At 30.3% G+C, this 18,739-nt stretch carries 22 protein-coding genes; 3 read left to right on the forward strand and 19 right to left on the reverse strand.

The window, feature by feature from the left end; all coding sequences use genetic code 11:
• Positions 1-401: 401 nt before the first annotated feature.
• The 4 genes from C1I91_RS17500 to C1I91_RS17515 form a co-directional block, all read right to left on the reverse strand.
• Complete coding sequence (locus C1I91_RS17500; protein WP_128214027.1) at positions 402-1,247, reverse strand: YitT family protein; 846 nt, start codon at positions 1,245-1,247, stop codon at positions 402-404.
• A 399-nt stretch (positions 1,248-1,646) separates the two neighbouring features.
• Positions 1,647-2,294: an HD domain-containing protein gene (locus C1I91_RS17505; protein WP_128214028.1), complete on the reverse strand. Its 648-nt coding sequence runs from the start codon at positions 2,292-2,294 to the stop codon at positions 1,647-1,649.
• 52 nt (positions 2,295-2,346) lie between these two features.
• Positions 2,347-4,341, reverse strand: a complete 1,995-nt coding sequence (locus tag C1I91_RS17510; RefSeq protein ID WP_128214029.1) for a prolyl oligopeptidase family serine peptidase — start codon at positions 4,339-4,341, stop codon at positions 2,347-2,349.
• 29 nt (positions 4,342-4,370) lie between these two features.
• On the reverse strand, positions 4,371-4,550 hold the full coding sequence (locus C1I91_RS17515) for a hypothetical protein (RefSeq protein ID WP_128214030.1): 180 nt from the start codon (positions 4,548-4,550) through the stop codon (positions 4,371-4,373).
• A gap of 323 nt (positions 4,551-4,873) precedes the next feature.
• On the opposite strand from C1I91_RS17515, the gene C1I91_RS17520 reads away from it, so the two are divergent.
• Positions 4,874-5,062 carry a YjfB family protein gene (locus C1I91_RS17520; RefSeq protein ID WP_238475815.1) on the forward strand — a complete coding sequence of 63 codons (189 nt, stop codon included), beginning with the start codon at positions 4,874-4,876 and terminating at the stop codon, positions 5,060-5,062.
• A gap of 154 nt (positions 5,063-5,216) precedes the next feature.
• Here the strand turns inward: C1I91_RS17520 and C1I91_RS17525 are convergent, their stop codons facing one another.
• From C1I91_RS17525 to C1I91_RS17545, 6 genes are all read right to left on the reverse strand, one after another.
• Positions 5,217-5,507 (reverse strand): hypothetical protein, encoded by a 291-nt coding sequence (locus C1I91_RS17525; RefSeq protein ID WP_128214031.1) that lies wholly within the window; start codon positions 5,505-5,507, stop codon positions 5,217-5,219.
• Positions 5,508-5,707: 200 nt separating this feature from the next.
• On the reverse strand, positions 5,708-6,376 hold the full coding sequence (locus C1I91_RS28585; protein WP_205694333.1) for a transposase: 669 nt from the start codon (positions 6,374-6,376) through the stop codon (positions 5,708-5,710).
• 23 nt (positions 6,377-6,399) lie between these two features.
• The gene (locus tag C1I91_RS28590) at positions 6,400-7,086 is read right to left on the reverse strand and encodes a transposase family protein (RefSeq protein WP_205694226.1); all 687 of its coding nucleotides are present in this window, start codon (positions 7,084-7,086) and stop codon (positions 6,400-6,402) included.
• Positions 7,087-7,182: 96 nt separating this feature from the next.
• On the reverse strand, positions 7,183-8,271 hold the full coding sequence (locus C1I91_RS17535) for a DUF4179 domain-containing protein (RefSeq protein ID WP_128214032.1): 1,089 nt from the start codon (positions 8,269-8,271) through the stop codon (positions 7,183-7,185).
• A 13-nt stretch (positions 8,272-8,284) separates the two neighbouring features.
• Positions 8,285-8,812, reverse strand: a complete 528-nt coding sequence (locus C1I91_RS17540; protein WP_128214033.1) for an RNA polymerase sigma factor — start codon at positions 8,810-8,812, stop codon at positions 8,285-8,287.
• Positions 8,813-9,354: 542 nt separating this feature from the next.
• Positions 9,355-9,720: a hypothetical protein gene (locus tag C1I91_RS17545; protein WP_128214034.1), complete on the reverse strand. Its 366-nt coding sequence runs from the start codon at positions 9,718-9,720 to the stop codon at positions 9,355-9,357.
• A gap of 803 nt (positions 9,721-10,523) precedes the next feature.
• Here C1I91_RS17545 and C1I91_RS28265 point away from each other — a divergent pair.
• A complete protein-coding gene (locus tag C1I91_RS28265; protein WP_164880570.1) occupies positions 10,524-10,691 on the forward strand; it encodes a hypothetical protein in 168 nt (55 codons plus the stop codon).
• A 27-nt stretch (positions 10,692-10,718) separates the two neighbouring features.
• Here C1I91_RS28265 and C1I91_RS28270 read toward each other — a convergent pair whose 3' ends face one another.
• The 5 genes from C1I91_RS28270 to C1I91_RS17565 form a co-directional block, all read right to left on the reverse strand.
• Positions 10,719-10,874, reverse strand: a complete 156-nt coding sequence (locus C1I91_RS28270; protein ID WP_164880571.1) for a hypothetical protein — start codon at positions 10,872-10,874, stop codon at positions 10,719-10,721.
• A gap of 153 nt (positions 10,875-11,027) precedes the next feature.
• Entirely contained in the window at positions 11,028-11,225 is a 198-nt protein-coding gene (locus C1I91_RS17550) for a hypothetical protein (protein WP_128214035.1), read from the reverse strand.
• Between the two features lie 294 nt (positions 11,226-11,519).
• Positions 11,520-12,542: a GH25 family lysozyme gene (locus C1I91_RS17555; protein ID WP_128214036.1), complete on the reverse strand. Its 1,023-nt coding sequence runs from the start codon at positions 12,540-12,542 to the stop codon at positions 11,520-11,522.
• A gap of 117 nt (positions 12,543-12,659) precedes the next feature.
• Positions 12,660-13,514: a GNAT family N-acetyltransferase gene (locus tag C1I91_RS17560; protein WP_128214037.1), complete on the reverse strand. Its 855-nt coding sequence runs from the start codon at positions 13,512-13,514 to the stop codon at positions 12,660-12,662.
• 141 nt (positions 13,515-13,655) lie between these two features.
• Positions 13,656-14,822, reverse strand: coding sequence for an alanyl-tRNA editing protein (locus C1I91_RS17565; protein WP_128214038.1), 1,167 nt, complete (start codon positions 14,820-14,822; stop codon positions 13,656-13,658).
• A gap of 460 nt (positions 14,823-15,282) precedes the next feature.
• Here C1I91_RS17565 and C1I91_RS17570 point away from each other — a divergent pair, with 460 nt between their 5' ends.
• The gene (locus tag C1I91_RS17570; protein ID WP_128214039.1) at positions 15,283-15,492 is read left to right on the forward strand and encodes a hypothetical protein; all 210 of its coding nucleotides are present in this window, start codon (positions 15,283-15,285) and stop codon (positions 15,490-15,492) included.
• Positions 15,493-15,775: 283 nt separating this feature from the next.
• Here the strand turns inward: C1I91_RS17570 and C1I91_RS17575 are convergent, their stop codons facing one another.
• From C1I91_RS17575 to modA, 4 genes are all read right to left on the reverse strand, one after another.
• A complete protein-coding gene (locus tag C1I91_RS17575) occupies positions 15,776-16,210 on the reverse strand; it encodes a HepT-like ribonuclease domain-containing protein (RefSeq protein ID WP_128214040.1) in 435 nt (144 codons plus the stop codon).
• A complete protein-coding gene (mntA, locus tag C1I91_RS17580; RefSeq protein WP_128214041.1) occupies positions 16,207-16,626 on the reverse strand; it encodes a type VII toxin-antitoxin system MntA family adenylyltransferase antitoxin in 420 nt (139 codons plus the stop codon). The genes C1I91_RS17575 and mntA overlap by 4 nt, the downstream gene beginning before the upstream one ends.
• Before the next feature lie 147 nt (positions 16,627-16,773).
• On the reverse strand, positions 16,774-17,649 hold the full coding sequence (locus C1I91_RS17585) for an ABC transporter permease (protein ID WP_128214042.1): 876 nt from the start codon (positions 17,647-17,649) through the stop codon (positions 16,774-16,776).
• Between the two features lie 163 nt (positions 17,650-17,812).
• Positions 17,813-18,673, reverse strand: coding sequence for a molybdate ABC transporter substrate-binding protein (modA, locus tag C1I91_RS17590; protein WP_238475816.1), 861 nt, complete (start codon positions 18,671-18,673; stop codon positions 17,813-17,815).
• Between the last annotated feature and the right edge of the window lie 66 nt (positions 18,674-18,739).

Here is an 18,739-nt window from a genome sequence, read left to right on the forward strand (position 1 = left end):
TAACAAGTATAAATTAAGTTTTCGTAAAGATTCCCTATATAATATACTCCTTCCAATTATAGCATCTTACATTAACTTCATAAATTACATTTTTGTTACACTAAAGTTATAACCACTAGCTTATAATTTAATTTTTTTAAACTTAGGCTCTGTTAAAGTACCTTGTTGAAATTAAGCGGTCAGTCATCCGATGCTTTAATGAGCTTTTTTTGCCCCTCTACATTTTCGAATGCACAAGATGAAAATCTGATAGATGTCGTAATTCTCCACAGCCTTATATACAATATAACTTCCTAAAGAATGAAAACCACACTGTTGTAAATATAAATACAACAGTGTGGTTTAAAAATGTTTGCTTTCAACTCATATAGCTTGATTACTATTTTATTAATATCCTATAGTTAACTAAAGGTAAAGCCCTCTCCAAGCACCTCATTTACTTCGTTTATGGTTATGAAAGCTCTATCATCTATATCTGCTATGAATTGCTTCAACTGCTGAAACTGCTTTCTGCTAAGAATAGTTGTAATTACTTCACTTTCATTATTGTTATATGCTCCTTTAGCATAATAAATTGTAGCGCTTCTTTCAAGAACATCCATTATATATCTCTTTATTTCTTCCCCTTCAGAGCTTATTATGGCAACTTGCTTATAGGTGTTAAGAGTATTTATAACCTTGTCTATAAGTGTACAGTTAATTATTACTCCAAGTATTGAATAAATTCCTACATTTAGTCCAAATACAGAGGTTGCCGCTACTGTAACAATAATATCTGCAGCTAAAAGTGAATTACCTATGGAGATATTAAAATACTTATTAATAATCTTTGCTATTATATCTGTTCCTCCAGTTGATGCATTTTGATTAAACACAATTCCCATGCCTACACCGCAAATTAAAACTCCAAATATAAGTTGTACCAAAATATCATTATTAATTGGTTGAACTTTTGGAAACAATTCTTCAAAAATCAATATAAGCCCTGAGATAGAAAAGCTACAAAAAATTGTTTTCCCTCCAAAAAATGGTCCTATTATAATTATACCAAGTAGAAATAAAACTACTTCCATAGACATCATAAGTCCGCCTATAGGCAGTTTAGGTATCAAATTATTGATAATTATTGCAGCACCACTTATCCCCCCAGCTGCAATTTTATTTGGTGCTAGAAAAAAATATGTTCCAACTGCTACTAATACTGATCCAATAAATAGTAATATAAAGTCCTTAATTTTATTCTTCATGTCTGCCCCTCCCTTTAGTTTAGATCGCTCTTAAAAGCTTAACTTATGCATTTTACCAAATAAATTCAAACTAGAATGTATAAGTTAGGCTTTTTGAGTTTTTTTAAATTTCATATTTTCCTATACAGTAAAAAAAGAGCACATAAATCAAAATATAAAGGACTAGGTCCATAAATACTTTATGATTTATATGCTCTCATTACACAGAAACACACTTTCTGCGAACGTCTTTTCATTATAATATAATAATATCCAAAACTTCAATTTCTGTCAATTATTAAAATTTTTTTCATGCATTTATATAGTAATTAATTAAACCCTAACTTTATCACTTTAATTATCACAAGCTTTTCTATCTGAGTAAATTAAAATCCTTTGAATACTTAAATATTAGAATACTTACTTATCAATGATACCTAATTCTCTTCTTAAGCTGTCTAAAAACTGATCTAATACCAAAGATCTTTCTTCTGCTAATATCCTTCCAGTTTCTGTATTCATTGTGTTCTTAATCTTTAATAATCTGGAATAGAATAAATCCAAGGCATACTGTTTTCCATTAGGGACTCTTTCTACACAAAAGGGATCATTAACATTGTAGAGGCTTGACTTCATAAGTCCAGCAGAACAAAAGGTTCTCATTATGGATATAGCTCCAGTTGCTTCTAATCTATCTGCATCTTGAACAATCTTTCCTTCTAAAAAATTTGGTATAATTCCTTTAGAAAAAGAGCACTTTTCAATAGCCTCATATACCATTGCTATCTTAGAAGAATTATATTCTTTAAAGTTTTTTAATATATCAGCTGCCATATCAGCACTGTGTTTTGATGATAGTGCTGACTTTTGACTGTTCTTTTGGTAACAGATGATATCATGAAACAGCGCAGCAGGTATAACTATATCCATATCCCCTCCTTCTTTATTACATATAATCTCTGCATTATTTAAGACTCTTAGTGCATGATTTATATCATGAGAAGGATCATTAGAACCTATTTTTTCTTTTGCTATGTCTATCAATGAATTTTTTATATAGTTATTCAATTTATATTACCTCTAAATCTACTTCAATGTTTTTTCTAAAAAACTATAAATATCAGCTTCTACTTCTATTAGTTTTGATATAGGCTTGCCTTGTCCATGTCCTGCATTCTTTTCTACCTTTAATAGTATAAGGATTTACTCCAGAAGATACTTCTTCAAGGGTAGCTACATACTTGTAGGAGTGACAAGGTAATACTCTATCATCATTATCTCCTGTAGGCACAAATACTGGAGGATATACTATACCACTTCTTATGTTGTGCAGAGGTGAATACTTTATCATGAACTTAAAATCTTCAGGATTGTTCTCAGCATCACCATATTCCGGGATCCAAAACCTTCCTATGGTATACTTATGATATCTTAACATATCAAGTACTCCAACTTGAGTAATTACAGCTCCATAGAGATCAGGTCTTTGAACCATACAAGCCCCAGTCAATAATCCTCCATTGCTGCGTCCTCTTATTGCAAGCTTCTTACTGCTAGTATAATTTTCTTCAATAAGATATTCCCCACAACTAATAAAATCATCAAAGCAGTTTTGCTTATTCTCTAACATACCAGCTTTATGCCACTGCTCACCGTATTCATTACCGCCTCTAATATTTGCTACTGCGTATATTCCGCCTCTTTCCATCCATACTATTTCCGGTACTCTAAACTCTGGAATTCTATTAAGATTGAAACCGCCATAAGCATAAAGCACGGTTTTATTTTCTCCATTTAGCTTAATTCCCTTTTTATAATTTAGAAACATAGGTATTTTTGTACCATCTTTTGATTTAACAAATACTTGCTTTGTCTCATAATTAGAAAAGTCAAAAGGAATTCTTGGATTAATAACTTTTTCTAAGGTTTTATCTTCAAGCTTTACTTTGTAAATTGTATTAGGAACAAAATACGAAGCAAATAAGAAGAAAATTTCTTTTCCTTTTTCACCACAAGATATTTCAGAAATTGCTCCTATAGCACCTATTTCTAAGTAAGTAACTTCCTTGCTTTCTACGTTTATAAGCGCAGCCTTATGATAAGCATCGTGCATAACTGACATAAATATATATCCATCATTATATACAGCATCTGATATTGTATCAGTAGCGCATTCTGGAACTATTTCTACCCAATTTTCTTCTTCAAAATTTCTTATATCAATCTCAACAATTCTATTTTTAGGTGCATTATAATTAGTTAGAAAGTAAAACTTGAAACTTTTATTTCCCAGAAAATACCAAAGAGCATTTTTACCCTCTAATGGATTAAAAAACTCATTTTCACTATCTATTTCCTTCAAGTGAACTAGGTTTTCTGTAGAAGTTCCTATACTCTTTTCAATCAAAATATATTTTTTATCATAAGACAAACTTACATAATTAGAATATGGTGATCTTTCGCTACCATCTATTAGTACTTCATCTTCATCTTGACTACTTCCTAATCTATGAATACACACCATGTTATGATAAGATAGTTCTTCATCCTCCATAGCTCCCTGCTGAGGATACCTTGAATATATAAATCTTTCGTTGTCCTCTAGCCAGGTGATTGATGTAAATCTACACCAATTTATCTCTTCTTTGAGAGTAGTCATTGTTTTCATATCCAGTAGCTTTATCACCTGCCAGTCACTGCCCTTTTGAGATATAGAATAAGCTAATATGTCCTTTTTATCATTTACTGCAATAGCCCCAATGGAGGAGGTACTATCCTCAGAATATACACTGGGATCTACTAAAAGAAACTTCTCTCCTTTTATATCCTTTGCTCTATATAAACTTGGCTGATTGCTATTTCCATCATTATAAAAAAAGTAATAATACTCACCTTTCTTAAAAGGTGAAGAATAAGATTCATACTTCCAAAGTTCACTGATTCTATCTTTTATAGCTTCATAGCCTTCATAGGACTTAATGTATTCTTCGGATATTCTATTGTGTTCTTCCACAAAAGCTTTAACATCCTCACTATGGATGTCTTCCATCCATCTATATGGATCATATATTTTCGTTCCGTGATAATCATCTACTATATTTACCTTCTTAACCAAACTTATCGCCCCCACATAAACTAGAATTACTAGTTATTTTTTTCTTCTAGCTTTTCTAAGATTTTGTCCACTTTGTCTTCTATTCTCTTAGTAGAATTCAAATAGTAGCTTATTTTTTTAAAGAGCATTATTACAACAAAAATTATAGCTATCAATACTACTAAATTTATTATCGCAAATGCCACATGTGTATAATCTACCTCTAGCATACTCTCTCCCCCCTCAAAACTATTACATACAATATTATCATTTTTATACTATCAATACAATATAACCCAAGTATTAGCCTTGAAAACTTACTATATTTTAACACTTGTTATATTTATATTAAAAAATATTATAAAATAAATAGAATATTATTCATATAAAGTTAAGTTTTTTCTTCATATCCCGATAATAAAAATGAACCACTTATTAAAAGCTTTTTATTTTCATTAGAATCCCCTAAAGTTTATCTAAAGTTTAAGAGAGAGTGGTTCTCTTTTTAAGAATATATAATTATAAAAACAAATGGATAAAGGGAGAGGATACTATGGATATGATTACAGACATAGCTAATCTATCAATAACCATGAAGCAAGAAAACTTATCTCAAGAAGTTGGTACTGAACTAACAAAGAAAACAATAGACACCTCAAAGGATGATGCTCAAGCTCTTATAAAGATGATGGAGCTTAGCGTAAACCCAAATGTGGGTATTAAATTAGATGTGAAAGCATAAAAGACTGGATTTGTATCCAGCCTTTTTTACTGTTAAGGAAACATTATTGTTTCAATCTAAACCTAATAATTTCAATGGCCTAGACCAGCTACTGAGAGCAAATATTGAAAAAAGTTGTGTAGCCTGCAGGGATTTCTTCAAATCCATTTTATAATTAGTTAACTTTAATTTTGAACTTCAAGTCTTCTCTTACATCAAATAACTGTCCAAAATTGGTGGTTTTTATAGTGTACTTTTGATTCTCGTTTAGTTTTGGTAGTTCCACCACATAATGATCATCGCCTAGGTCTTTGGCATCTATGCCCATCTTACCATAGTTCACATAAACCTTACTGTCTTTACCTATTACCTCAAACTGAAATACATCAAGTCCTTTAACATAGCCTTCCTTTTTATAGTAAAGTAAAGTGCTCTTGTCTTTTTGTTCAACTCTTTCTATGGTCATTCAGTATCAACGATTAAATTAATTTATGTTTAGAAAATCTTCTTAAATTGATTTTTTCTTTTTCAGAAAATTAAGAAAATATCTTTATTCCGATAATTTTAAAAATAATATCTTAGGTTGCTTTGCAACCAATAAAATTTTTTCTATTTTTTTGTTCCATAGTCTTTCTTTTTATCATCACCTTTGTTAAAATTATATTGTTATAGGTCTCGTATTTTTATATGTTGATTTAATCGTGATATATCTTCAGATATTAGAGGTTCTCGTCGAAAAGATTCTAATATTCTTGAAGATATTTCTTTTATACCAACTTTTAATTCTCTTATTGCTACGCTACCTTTTTCTAACAGTTGTCTTAATATGTCTGATATCTGTATTAATAAATAGTGGTTTTTCATAGCTTGATAATTTAAACAACAAGCATGCTCTATGTCATATCTTATATTCTTCTGGTTATTAAAGCCTTCATTTTCAATTTTCCACCTACTTCTACCAGCAGATACAATTTTGAACGCATTTCTTTTGGTAATCTGTATATTCGTAACAAAAACAAAGTTTTTGGTCGTTTTTTCACGGCTGTCTTTATCTTTAGATTTCTTAAAAATTGTCTCAGTAAAATCTACGGTATTAATAAATCTATGTTTATATGAGACTTCATTAATATAAGTTGCATCCCAACTAAACTCTTGTTTTTCAAAAGCCAATGTAGAAGTAATTTCGTTGTTTTCAAAGCTTTTTATAACCTGAATTTCTTCCCAGAGAGTTTTGGCTCTTCCTTCTTTAAATCTAAAGATAAATTCCCAATTATACTCATCACATAATTCATAAATCGGTTCACAAGCATAAAGACTATCCCCTAGAAGACAGATATTTAGCTTTCTAAACTTGTATTTTAATTTTTCATTAGCCTTTTAGCTGCATTTATTTCACAATCCTGTTTGCTGACGCTCTCGTCCTCATTTTCAACAAATTCAGTTAATATACTAAATACCATATCTCCTAAGACTAACTTTGCTTCTAAAACCGTATGATAGTATACAGTTTTTTCTACTTCTCCAGTTTCTTTATTTTTATATTCTTTTTTTAAACAGTGATCACAATGCCTTTCGTTAAAAGAATATAGTTGTGAACCATCAATGGCAATACACCAGTATTTATCCATCAATCTATATTTCTCTAATGATCTTTTTCTGAAAAGTTCTCTTATCATGTAGTCTCTAATTTTTTCTAATTCACTTACTTCTAACTCTTTTAGAAAGTTATTAATTGTATCATAATGTGGTATTTCTTCTAAAGAATCATATCCTAATGACGCTGCAATATTTTCTATTACGGCGTCATTATTAAAATCTTTTGTCATTTTGTTCATGCTTACTATGCCTGAAACATTTTTCATTATTACCGTAAATAGTATTATTTCTGGTGTATAAGTAACATAATTCTGATTTCTTTTGTCTTTTACAATTGCTAATTTTTTATTTAGATCTTTAAAAAAGTGGTTTTTAATTTTCGAAAATTCTCCGAAATAATTTATTTCATTCTCTTTTTTTCTCTTTTGTTTTCTTGTCATTTTATCCATATTTCATCCCCGCAAACGTAGTAAATTAGGCACTTTCCCTTATTATATTATACCATATTTTATTACATTTTTGGATTTTTTTAACTCGAAATATATTTACTCCTTAATGCTGATGGTCATTACTCCCATCTTTTTAAAGTCCAAAATAGTTTTACCTGAAAAATTTAAAGGTTCTATGGTATCACCAACTTCTACTCCATTATCCTTATTTAATATATAGGGGATAAAAGTTAATTCTTTGGCATCAGTATTTACATTCTTAAAATCTACTCCATAATCGAAAGTACCATCTTCATTACCATCCCCACCCATACCTGAACCAAAAGCAAATCTTCCTTTATCATCATATGCAAAGATACCTAAATCTTTATTATCACTTTTCACACCACCAGTAACACTAAGTTCTGTGTTTAGTGGAGATATAGTAAGAGTGTGTACTTTCAGTTCGTTAGCTAAGCTTGAAAGATCTACCTCTGCATTAATTTCTTTTCTTTCCTTTAATATACTTGCTAGGCTTCCTTTAAAATTAAATTTCCATTCTCCCTTTATATTATCATCAATATTTCTAAACTTTAATTGTACCGTAAATTCCTTTTTATCATCTTTACTATCAATTATTTTCTTTACCTCTGAGATATTTTTTTTATCAAAGCCATAGTGTATTACTCCTTTGTAAGTATTTTTATCGATAGCTTTACCATTTAATCCAGCTCCATTTAAATCAGTATTGTTGAATTTGGCACTACTATTCATTATTAAGTTCATGCCATCTTTTATATCTTTTTTACTTTCTATAGTATATCCAATAGCTAACTCTAATCCATCACAGGCTACATCGTTTATTGTAAGGGTTACTCCATTTGATTCACTACTTAGCTCCATATTACTTCCATACTGAACATAAATTGGTTCTATCATATTCTCTTTACTAAAAAGCTTAAAAACTGAATTTACCCCAGGTATGTTTTTTGCATAAGCTGGAAAAGCCATTGTGGTTATTGTTAGCATAGCTAGCATAATGGTGGCAGCTAAAATCAGCTTCTTAGGAAGGTTTACTCTTCTATTGATTTTTTTAGGTAGCTGCTCTAAGGTATCCCCTATTATATTATCAACTTCTACAGGAATATAACTTTTTTCTAAGTTAGCTTTTTCACTAATCATTTCATCTATAAAATTATTATTCATATTATCACCTCTATTATTTTAATAACTCATATAGCTTACTTCTTGCTCTGGACAGTCTTGATCTAACCGTTCCTTCTGGAATTGATAATATCTTAGCTATGTCCTTTTGTGCCATATCTTCAAAGTAAAACAAAGTCGTAACAATTCTTAGATCACTATCTAGCTGCTTTATGGCGCTAATAATCTCTAATTTTGTAAGGTCATCGGTAAATCCCTCATCTATACTTACTTCTTCTATGGATATCAATCTTTTATTTTTCTTTAGTATATCCTTACACTGGTTTATCACTATCCTTATAATCCAGGTCTTAAAGTATTCATCTTTCCTTAACTTACCTATACCTTCATATGCTTTTATAATTGATGCTTGAATTGCATCTTCTACATCATGGCTATCAGAAAGAAAACTAACCGCTACTCTATAAAGACTTTGCTTATTGCTTTGTATCATTCTTATAAAGGCATCTTTGTCACCTTTTTTCGCAAGTACTATATCTGAACTATCAGAATCAACTTTTTCTATATTTGATGTGAGCTCCATTTGACGTCCTCCTGTTGTTTACATTTCATTTATATACTCTTAGCTAAGGCTAGATGTATCACTTCATAACAGAATTCATATTTTCAAATTCTCCTCTCTGGCCCCAGAGGAGCTTTAAAAATAGATTTCAGATCGAAGTGTTTCATCTTAGATGCACCACTTCGTAATTAAATTTATATTTTCAAACTCTCCTCTCAGCTACCAGAGGAGCTTTGAAAATAGATTTCAGATCGAAGTGTTGCATCTTTATATACTCATTAGACCTATCACATATTAAAAACGTTCACGTCCTTCAAAACTTTTCGTATAATTTTTTTTAAAAAGAGCATTATAATATTGTAACTAACCTACGATATAATCCTTAATATTTAAAATATATCCTCAGTTTTAAATAATTATAGGACTATATCTTAATTACTCACTGTGGTCAATGCTAAAACAAAAATAATCCAAACGCTAAATTGTTATTTAGAGTTTGGATTATTTTCATTATGTAATGTTTATATATCTATAATACTACAAAATATTACTAAAATAACATTCTACTTACACTTTATATCAAAGATTCCAACAAAGTTTTCATATTTCACAGAAAAGTCATACTCTCCATCTTTATCTAAGCTGATTTGTTCCTTATAATCCTTGTTAGCCTCGAAATTTTTAACTACTTTTCCATTAGAATCTTTCAACACAATAGCTAAATTTCCTTGCTTAACAGTAGAGTTGCAGAAAAAATCAACTTTTTCTCCCTTTTTACCTTTAAAGGTTCCTCCGGAACCACTACTATTAGCAGTAGTAATATTTCCTTTGGTATTCACAAGGTAAGAAAAATCAGAGAAAAACTTAAAATAACCTATTATTAAAATAGCCGCTATACCTACAGTGATAATTGCTAACTTATTTCTCATTTTTAATTCCTTTCACATGGTTATTGTTGTATATATAGGTATCCTTTACGAAAACTTAATTTATGTATGTTCGATAATACAGGCTTCTGGGGACAAGATGATCCCGGTTTCTGGGACTCATCATACATGTATAAATTAGTAGTTGAAGTTGGTTCCCTATAAATAAAATCTGTATCTAAATCAATTATCTAACCTTAAATTTTATTAAAGATACTCCCAATCTGAAAGCTATTTTTAAGCCTACATCTAAGTTCCCATATGTTTTAGAATAGTTTAAAGTTTAATAAGTAATTTATTACATTATGAATAATTTTATTATATTCCAATTATATTCCAAAATCAACATACAGGATTCCTAACTCAACTATTAGGGCTTCATCTGAAAACCTCATATAGATGTACAACTTTATAACAAAACTTATATTTTCAACTTCTCCTCTCAAACCCCAGAAGAGTTTTGAAATCAGCTTTCGGATTAAAGTGGTAATTTTTTATAGGGTTCTATTACGAAAACTTAATTTATACTTGTTGGAAAATCTCAGCTTCTGGTGATTAGATGCTCCCATATTCTAAGGATCATTAGGCATGTATACATTAATAGTTGAGTTAGTAACTATATAATCATAAAAATGAAATAAAACAGAGCTGATACTCAGTACCAGTTCTGTTTTATCAGAATTGATTTTGCTATTCTATTATTTTCAAGCTGCTAAGTAGAATTTAAATAAAGGCTATATTTAAGAATATTGTTGAAATTAAGTGGTCATGAAGGAGATGCTATATGAGCGAGCTATTAGAATTAAATGATTTTTTCAGATGGAATGGCGTTAAGAAACTGTATGTTCGAACGTAGTGAGTTTACAGTTTTAGCCATGGAATATGACAAAATCATATTAATTCTTTGCGCAAGCTCATCTAAGCATCGGATGACTGACCACTTAATTTCAACACGTCACTTTAACAGAGTCTAAATGAATTGAACTGCTTCAGATGAAAACCTATATCTTATTCTTCATTAGCATATATGTAGCTACACCAACCCCAGTGGCAGTTCCCAAAAATCCAATAGTCTTAGCTGGGAATTTTCTTTTTTGCTTCTTCTCGTTCCCTAACATATTAATAAGAGTTGAAACTCCTACAATTTCTCGTATCATTTGCATTACCTCCATAAATAAAATATAGATAGATTAACCTATGGTTCATCTATCTATATTTTATCTTCATGCAACATAAATTATCCTTTTTTAAAAAAGGGATTGTTTATACTTATAAGTAAAATCTTCTATCAGTAACTTTATCTTCTAATATCAATGTAAATACTGTGCTGCAAGAATATTTTCTCTTTTAAAATATCTCTTTTGTCTTCTTAGGTAACAAAAAGCTTCTACCTTCTCACCTTTTATACCTAGCACTTGTATGTTTCTTCTCGTAATCTTTTTGTCTTTATCCATGTAGATAATCGTAACAGGTCTATGAAATTCTAATGCACTTTTTAATATATCCATTACTAATCACCTCAATATCATTATAATACATATAAACGCCCAATGCAAACATAAGTTCGCACAAACTTATGTTTTACATATTGTTGTGAGTATAAGGATTGAAGTGGTACATCTTAACATATAATTTTATCGATGTTGTATAGAGTTCCATTACGAAAACTTAAGTTATGCATGTTCGAAAATCTTGGCTTCTGAGGATTTTTGTGGCATGCATAACTTAATAGTTGAAGTTGGAACCCTATAACTAAGATAAAATAAAAGGCTTAGAAGATTAAACTCCTAAGCACTTTACCTTTACCTGTTTATTACTCCTGACTTAGTCCATGATCCTTTGTCTGTACTATATACAACATTCAATCTGTTATTTCCTAAGTCTTCAAGAACAATTACATTTTCGTTATTTACACTACCTATTCTATTTCCTGAGAATCTATCGTAAACATCCCTATAACCATTTATTCTAATAGGTGCATTCAAGTATCCAATATTTGAAACTACATTTCTTATATAGGTTTGTCTTGTTCCTCCAGGAATTGGGTATTCAACAAGGTCTAGCTGTCTACTATAGGATACATCAATAACTTTAATCCTATCACCAATATCTACTCTTCTACCAGGATCTATATCTCCAGTTGAGGTTCTTCCATAAAACCAATCATTCTGCACGACTGCATTGGCCCCATTTACTTGGCCCATAGGTGGTGTAGGATCTACTGGAGGCGTTGATCTATCTACTAGTAAATCTTCTTTATATTGATCCATGTCAACATTGCCAAATATTCCATTAACATTTCCTGAGTCACTATACTGCCATCCACTCCAAGTATCCCAAATTTCAGTATTCCAACTAGGAGTTCCTGTTGTGTAGTGTGCTAGCCAAAGCTGAGTACCTCTAAGCACAGTTGTAAGATTATTCTTAGAGAAATAGCTTCCTGTATACACAATACAGTCAATTCCTGTAAGTTCCTTTACCCTATCAATAAAAGTTTTTACACAACTACTTAGTAGGTCCTTACCAAGACCTTCAGTAGTCTCTACATCACAGGCGTATTTCAGATCCACAGCATACCCTCTTGTATTTTCAACAAAAAAGTTAGCCTGATCAATTGCATTTTCAACACTTCTGGCTCTAAAAAAGTGATAAAAGCCCACCAAAACTCCTTGTGCCTTAAAACCATTATAATGGGTTGCCATCATTACATCTCTATAGCTTGTTCCTTCAGAAGCTTTAAGATATGCAGCTTGAATCCCACTATATTTAACTCTTGAATAATCTACATTGGTCTGATAATTCGATATATCTATACCTTGATACATAATATCCCTCCTCACTAACTATATATGTGAAAAAACACTATTTTGGTCCAAAATTGCGTCTTTTAGTCAATTATTTTATGTATAATCTTATTGCATTAGTGAGGAAACTATTAAATTTTATTTTTTCCTATAATATTCAAAGGCATTTATTATTTCAAAGCCACTTTTTTTATATAAATTGAAAGCTACTAGATTGTTACTATCTACTTCTAATCGTAGGTTTTTATTTTTTTCATCAACTACAAGATTTATTATTTTTTTAAGGGCTGACTTTCCAAGTTTTCTACCTTGATATTCTTTTTTTATAGCAAAGCCAAATAAAAATACATCCTCTTCAGAATAATTCAAACAACACATTCCTATAATCTTATCTTCATAATTTACTAAATACAAATCTCTGTCCTTTGAATCAATAGTATTGGTTGCATAATTTTTTGCATCTTCGTAGCTTTCTCCAAAAGCATTCATTGAAGTGTCAATAATAGCATCTAAGTGTTTAAGCTTACATTTCTCTAAAGTTATATCACTGTCTGCAGCCACTTTGTCTGATTTCTTATTATACCTTAAGAGATATTCTGTAAAATCGTACTTTGCCTCTATAGCTTTTAAGGTTAGCTTTCCATCTTTAGATTCACTTTCACATACAAAAAGAAAATCGCTTATATCATATTTGCTTATTTCTTCTTTAGCTTTATTAAGTAGCTCTTTAAAATATCCTTTTTGTCTATAATCAGGATGAGTATATGCTGATACCTCAGCCTCAGCCTTAGTAGGTAAAAACAAATAAATAATACTTACTAACCTTTCTCCCTCATTGGCCATAAATAAATTATTTATTTCTTTATTAAAATTTAAAGCGTTATCTAGAAAAATATCTCCTTTTAAATTATCTTGTTTCTTGCAGACTACCTCTAGCTCCTTAATTGCATTTACTAGTTCATCATTTAAGTTGTTATAAGATTTAATTATCAATTATATTACTCCCATCTACTGGTATATTACTTCATAAAGCCAACTATTTTCAGTGCAAAATCTATATATATTTGTTATTATTATTTAAAGCTATTTGATCTTAGAGAAGTTTTTTCACTTTAAACCTAAAGCATCACATTTCTATAGTACTTCTCTTAAATATTCTATAAAATTCTTAATGCTCGCCTCTACTTCAAAGCTTGCCTGTGCTCTCTTGTCATTTCCTCCGCCTTTTCCACCAAACTCCTTTAACTTCTCCTTGAATAAGTTTCCACATTTAAAGTCAAAGCTTCCATTGTGAGCTAATATGAGCTTTTTATCTTTTAATGATCCTAATATTAAAATATGATTTGTATCTTTTAGTTGATCATGTAGTTTTTCTAGAAATTCAAAGCCTTCTTCCTTATATTGAGCAATAATAAATCTGGATTCATTATTACTTAAAAGTTTCTCTGCTTCTCTTGTAGCAAGATTGCTATACAAGGCTGATAGCTTTCTCTTAAGCTCTACTATTTCATTTCTTTGATTTTTTATAACATTATTTATACCTGTTGCTTCCACTGAAAGATTTCTGGTAAGATCAGTAATACAATCATGCTTCTCCTGATAATCCTTTAGAGCCCTAAGTCCACATTTAAAATAGACCCTAGTCATTCCCTTATAGTTCTCATACTTAATTATCTTTACAACTCCTACCTCGCCAGTTCTAACAACGTGAGTTCCACAGCAAGCACTAAAATCAGTAGCCTCTCCCATCTGAACAATTCTTATCTTTCCTTCAGCCTTTATACCTTTTCTAAGCGGTAATTCCAAAGCCTCCTCTTTAGTAAGGAAATAAGTTGATACAGGTTCATTTCTATAGATATATTTATTCACCTCATTTTCTATCTCTCTTATCATATCTTCTGTCATATCTTTAAATAACATATCTATAGTTACGTAATCTTCTCCTAAGTGAAAACCTGCATTAACAATCTTAAAAAGTTTAAAAAATGCGGCTGATAGCAAATGTTCTCCTGAATGCTGTTGTATATGATCAAGTCTTCTATCATAATCCACTTTACACATAACAAGTCTTCCTTCTGGTTTCTCTTTGACAACATGATAGATTATGTCCTCTTCTTCATAGACATAATCTACTTTTATATCATCTATAGTACCTAAATCACAGGGCTGGCCTCCACCTTCAGGATAAAAAGGTGTGCTCTTAAGTATCACCTCATACTTATCATTTTTTTCAATTATATCCTCTACTTCACATTCTGCCTCACATATATATGAATTTTTATAAAATAACTTTTCAGTCATGTCATCACTCCTTTGTTTAATTGTATTTTATATATATTCCCCTGAACAGATACACTACTTCAATCTTTAGACTCAAAATAAAGCTTTCGATGAATCTATGAAGCTTTATTTTGATAGATTCCATTTTGAAGTATCACTTCCATATACAAGGAACATTTATAAAAGCTTAATTTATAACTATCTGATAATTCTGGATTCTGCAAATTAGATGCTCCCAAGTTCTGGGAATTATCAGGCATGCATAACTTAATAGTTGTAGTTATAACCCTATAGCGCTTATTCAATTAAGTAAAATTATAGCATAGCTTAAGCAATTTACTAATAAATAGCAGAAAATTTTACTTAATTTCAATACTGTTATACGGTTACGACTTTAACTTTTAATTTCGAAAAATAAGTAATTTGATGTAAACTAAATATTTTATATGCACTTGTACATAATAAGGTTGGAGGTGTTATTATGAAAAAAACTAGAGAACCTAAAAATGATAAACCAGTGACTTCACCATCAACTTCTGGTTCCTATGGTATATCTACTTCTTCAAATATAACCGTAGAATCTTCAGATATAGAAGGAGATAACAGTGATTCGCTAATTCCTGATTTCCATGAAGATAAAGAATGGTCTTCTAAGACTACTTCCACAATTTATAATGATGACCATAAATAAAACCCATGGCATTGAAATTTTACTTAACAGAAAAAAAGTCGCTGAAACGACCTTTTTCAGCGAACTTTTTTGCGCATCTACCTTTTCTGAACATATATGAAGAAATTCTGCCAGGCGACATGATCTTATTTTTTACTGTCTACTATAAATAGCTGTTATAAAGCCTTGATATCAGTAGAATTAGCTAGAATAAATTTTTATATTTATCTTAACAGTAAAAAAGTATCTTATAAAGAATAGCAACTCTTTATAAGATACTCTATGTACAAAACTTTATATTTTTTTAACTATATTTACGTAGAAACTTTTTAGCAATATTTATTATTATGTCAATCTTATCTGTGTTATTTACTATATGTTCAAGCAATTCTTCATGACTTGGTTCCTTGTATCTATGAGATATTCTGTTTCTAACAAGCCTTGATTTTTCTAAGAAAAGATAGGTTCTCTCGTCTATAACATCACTTTTTCTTAAGAGTTTAAAACTATCACTTAAAGAAATTCCTATCTTAAACCTTCTTATCTCTCTTAACGCTATAGAGCAAAAGTCTTCTAATATTGTGTGGAATCCAACAAAAAGCTGTCTTAAACTTGACTTTGCAAGTTTAGTTATAAGCTGATCTTCCTTATATTTTTCTAAAACCTCTAGACACTCATTTATATCTGACTTACATTCTTCCAAATCTTCTATTATTTTTATTAGTCTCTCATCATTCATGATAATACATCAATTCTCCTAAAGTACATAAAATTTTCATTCTCCCTATAGGTCCTATCTACTTCATCACAAATTATGTCAAACATCTTATTATTGTCCTTTGAAAACAACACTTTTCCATTATTCAAAATATTTATTTTCACAAACAAATCTAACTTTTCACTTCTTAAATCAACAACATCAATAGGTCTATTAAGTAAGTTCTCTAGAAACAGCTCTAATTCTAGAATAGTATCTAAGGATATTTTCTCTTCATTTAAAAGAGCAATATCCACATCAGATATTTCATTAAATTCGCCATGATTTAAGCTTCCGAATAATATCAAGTTAGATATATTATGTTCATCTATAAAATTTTGTACTTCTTCAGAATTAAGCTTCTCAAGAGCATATTTTCTCTCTTCTTCACTATCCAATTTAACACCAACCTTCGGATAAATTAAATATAAAGGTATGTTGATATTATATCCCAAACTTATATAAAATAAAAGCTAAGGCAAGACTTATTAAACTTTAAATTAATTTCATCAGTAGATTAGTAATCTTTTTTAAGCTCTTACCTTCTACAGCATATCACCATCATCTCTTAAAAAAACTCTTACGCAAAAAAGCAGTAAGAAAGATACCAAATACAATATTGCCGCGAAGGAAGTGGCCATTTTTATATCCGTCTGCATATATGTATATATCTGAAGTGGTATAGTTCTTGTTTTGTTAAGAACATTGCCAGCAAACATTAAAGTAGCACCAAACTCTCCTATAGACCTTATAAAACTAAGTATAAGTCCTGAGATTATGGCTCTCTTGAGCATAGGAATTATAATTTTACATATTGTTTCAACCTTTCCTGCTCCTAAAACATAGGTTGCCTCAAAGATTTCCTTTGGTACATCATTTATTGAATTACTGAGTACTTTCACATAAAAAGCTGAAGATACAAAAAATTGAGCAATAATTACAGCAGCTGGAGTAAAGACTATGTTAATGCCATAGCTATCTAACAGCCTACCAATAATCCCATTACTACCAAAGGTAAGTAAAAGAGCTATACCAACTGCTGCTGGAGGCAAAACTATAGGTAACTCTATCAATATACTAAGCACCTTCGCCAAAGCTTTATTCTTTACAAACCTTAGATAGAAAGCCATACAAGTACCGAAGATAAAAGTCAAGATTAAAGCCATGGTAGAAGTCTCTAATGTAAGCAGCACACTAGCTATATTTTCTTTTACATATAATGTAGAAATTATATTATGTACACCGGAGTAATTTATCATAGTCAGTATTGGAAGAACAATAATAACTATATATATGCTTATGGCTGCCACTAAGGGTATTACTAAAAGCTTATTAATGCAATTTTTTCTACTCCACCTTTTATTGAGAGTATTCGAGTATCTTTTATTTTCTTTTATCTCAGATATCCTATCTTGAATCATACTTCTCCTATATGAAAATCAAATTAAAGATGTACTACTACATAACAAAATTAGGCGCTGTAAAGTATTGTGTCAAACATAGCGTAAATTTAATATTTTCATAAGCTCCTATCAGAAATCAGAGGAGCTTGGAAAATAGATTTCGTATTGAAGTAGTACGTCTTTATTTAATCTCAAATCCATATTTCTTTAATATTTCTTTTCCTTTACCTTCAACAATATAGTCAACAAATTCCTTTGCGGTATCCTTATTTTTAGAAGCTTTTAATAAAGCAACTGGATATTGAACTTTAAGCTCATTAAAGGCAACGTCTTCTATCATGTTCACCTTTTCTTTATTAGCCTCATTAACATCTGTTTTGTATACTACACCAGCATCAGCTTCATTTAATACAACCTTTGCAAGCACGTCCTTTACATTTAACTCACTGCTTTTTATATTGCTTAGTATGGATTTATATGTATTATCATCAATTACATTTTTATTCTTCTGACTGTCTAAAGCCTTATAAAAATAGCTTCCTATAGGTACAGCTTTATCGCCCACAACCAGTTTTAAGTTTCCTTGTGCCAGATCCTTAAAGTTTTTTATACTTTTCTTACTACTTTTACTTGTGCAAATTATTAGCTTGTTTTCAGCAAATATCTTACTTTCCTCTACCTTGTCGCTTTTTTTCAATTGATCTACATAATCTGTATTAGCAGAAGCAAATACATCTGCACCATTACTTTGATCGATTTCTTGGACTAAAGCTTGACTACCTGCATAATTAAAGGTTACATCAATTCCTTTATCCTTCTTAATCTGATTTCCTATGTCATTAAAGCTTTCTGTTAGACTAGCCGCCGCAAATACCATTATCTTTTTTGAACTACCATCTTCGGTTTTTCTTGTAGTTTTCGTACATGCCATAAGCCCTGCTGACAAAACTATTGCTAGTACTAGAACTAGACCACTAAGCTTAACTTTTCTTATCATTGCTTCTTCCCCTTTACTCTTAAGTACATGATTTCTTAACTCCATTTTAGGATTACTTAAGATTTATACTTGTACCACTTAATACTAAAATTTGTATTTTTAAATTCTCTC

Origin of the sequence: Clostridium manihotivorum (assembly GCF_004015185.1) — a bacterium.
GTDB lineage: Bacteria > Bacillota > Clostridia > Clostridiales > Clostridiaceae > Clostridium_AR > Clostridium_AR manihotivorum.

What these genes read in the sequence shown, in the direction of transcription:
- C1I91_RS17500 (WP_128214027.1), bottom strand. Translation starts at nt 1,247, where the DNA reads ATGAAGAATAAAATTAAGGACTTTATATTACTATTTATTGGATCAGTA.
- C1I91_RS17515 (WP_128214030.1), bottom strand. Translation starts at nt 4,550, where the DNA reads ATGCTAGAGGTAGATTATACACATGTGGCATTTGCGATAATAAATTTA.
- C1I91_RS17520 (WP_238475815.1), top strand. Translation starts at nt 4,874, where the DNA reads ATGGATATGATTACAGACATAGCTAATCTATCAATAACCATGAAGCAA.
- C1I91_RS17525 (WP_128214031.1), bottom strand. Translation starts at nt 5,507, where the DNA reads ATGACCATAGAAAGAGTTGAACAAAAAGACAAGAGCACTTTACTTTAC.
- C1I91_RS28590 (WP_205694226.1), bottom strand. Translation starts at nt 7,086, where the DNA reads ATGGATAAAATGACAAGAAAACAAAAGAGAAAAAAAGAGAATGAAATA.
- C1I91_RS17535 (WP_128214032.1), bottom strand. Translation starts at nt 8,271, where the DNA reads ATGAATAATAATTTTATAGATGAAATGATTAGTGAAAAAGCTAACTTA.
- C1I91_RS17540 (WP_128214033.1), bottom strand. Translation starts at nt 8,812, where the DNA reads ATGGAGCTCACATCAAATATAGAAAAAGTTGATTCTGATAGTTCAGAT.
- C1I91_RS17545 (WP_128214034.1), bottom strand. Translation starts at nt 9,720, where the DNA reads ATGAGAAATAAGTTAGCAATTATCACTGTAGGTATAGCGGCTATTTTA.
- C1I91_RS28265 (WP_164880570.1), top strand. Translation starts at nt 10,524, where the DNA reads ATGATTTTTTCAGATGGAATGGCGTTAAGAAACTGTATGTTCGAACGT.
- C1I91_RS28270 (WP_164880571.1), bottom strand. Translation starts at nt 10,874, where the DNA reads ATGATACGAGAAATTGTAGGAGTTTCAACTCTTATTAATATGTTAGGG.
- C1I91_RS17550 (WP_128214035.1), bottom strand. Translation starts at nt 11,225, where the DNA reads ATGGATATATTAAAAAGTGCATTAGAATTTCATAGACCTGTTACGATT.
- C1I91_RS17555 (WP_128214036.1), bottom strand. Translation starts at nt 12,542, where the DNA reads ATGTATCAAGGTATAGATATATCGAATTATCAGACCAATGTAGATTAT.
- C1I91_RS17565 (WP_128214038.1), bottom strand. Translation starts at nt 14,822, where the DNA reads ATGACTGAAAAGTTATTTTATAAAAATTCATATATATGTGAGGCAGAA.
- C1I91_RS17570 (WP_128214039.1), top strand. Translation starts at nt 15,283, where the DNA reads ATGAAAAAAACTAGAGAACCTAAAAATGATAAACCAGTGACTTCACCA.
- C1I91_RS17575 (WP_128214040.1), bottom strand. Translation starts at nt 16,210, where the DNA reads ATGAATGATGAGAGACTAATAAAAATAATAGAAGATTTGGAAGAATGT.
- C1I91_RS17585 (WP_128214042.1), bottom strand. Translation starts at nt 17,649, where the DNA reads ATGATTCAAGATAGGATATCTGAGATAAAAGAAAATAAAAGATACTCG.
- modA (WP_238475816.1), bottom strand. Translation starts at nt 18,673, where the DNA reads ATGGAGTTAAGAAATCATGTACTTAAGAGTAAAGGGGAAGAAGCAATG.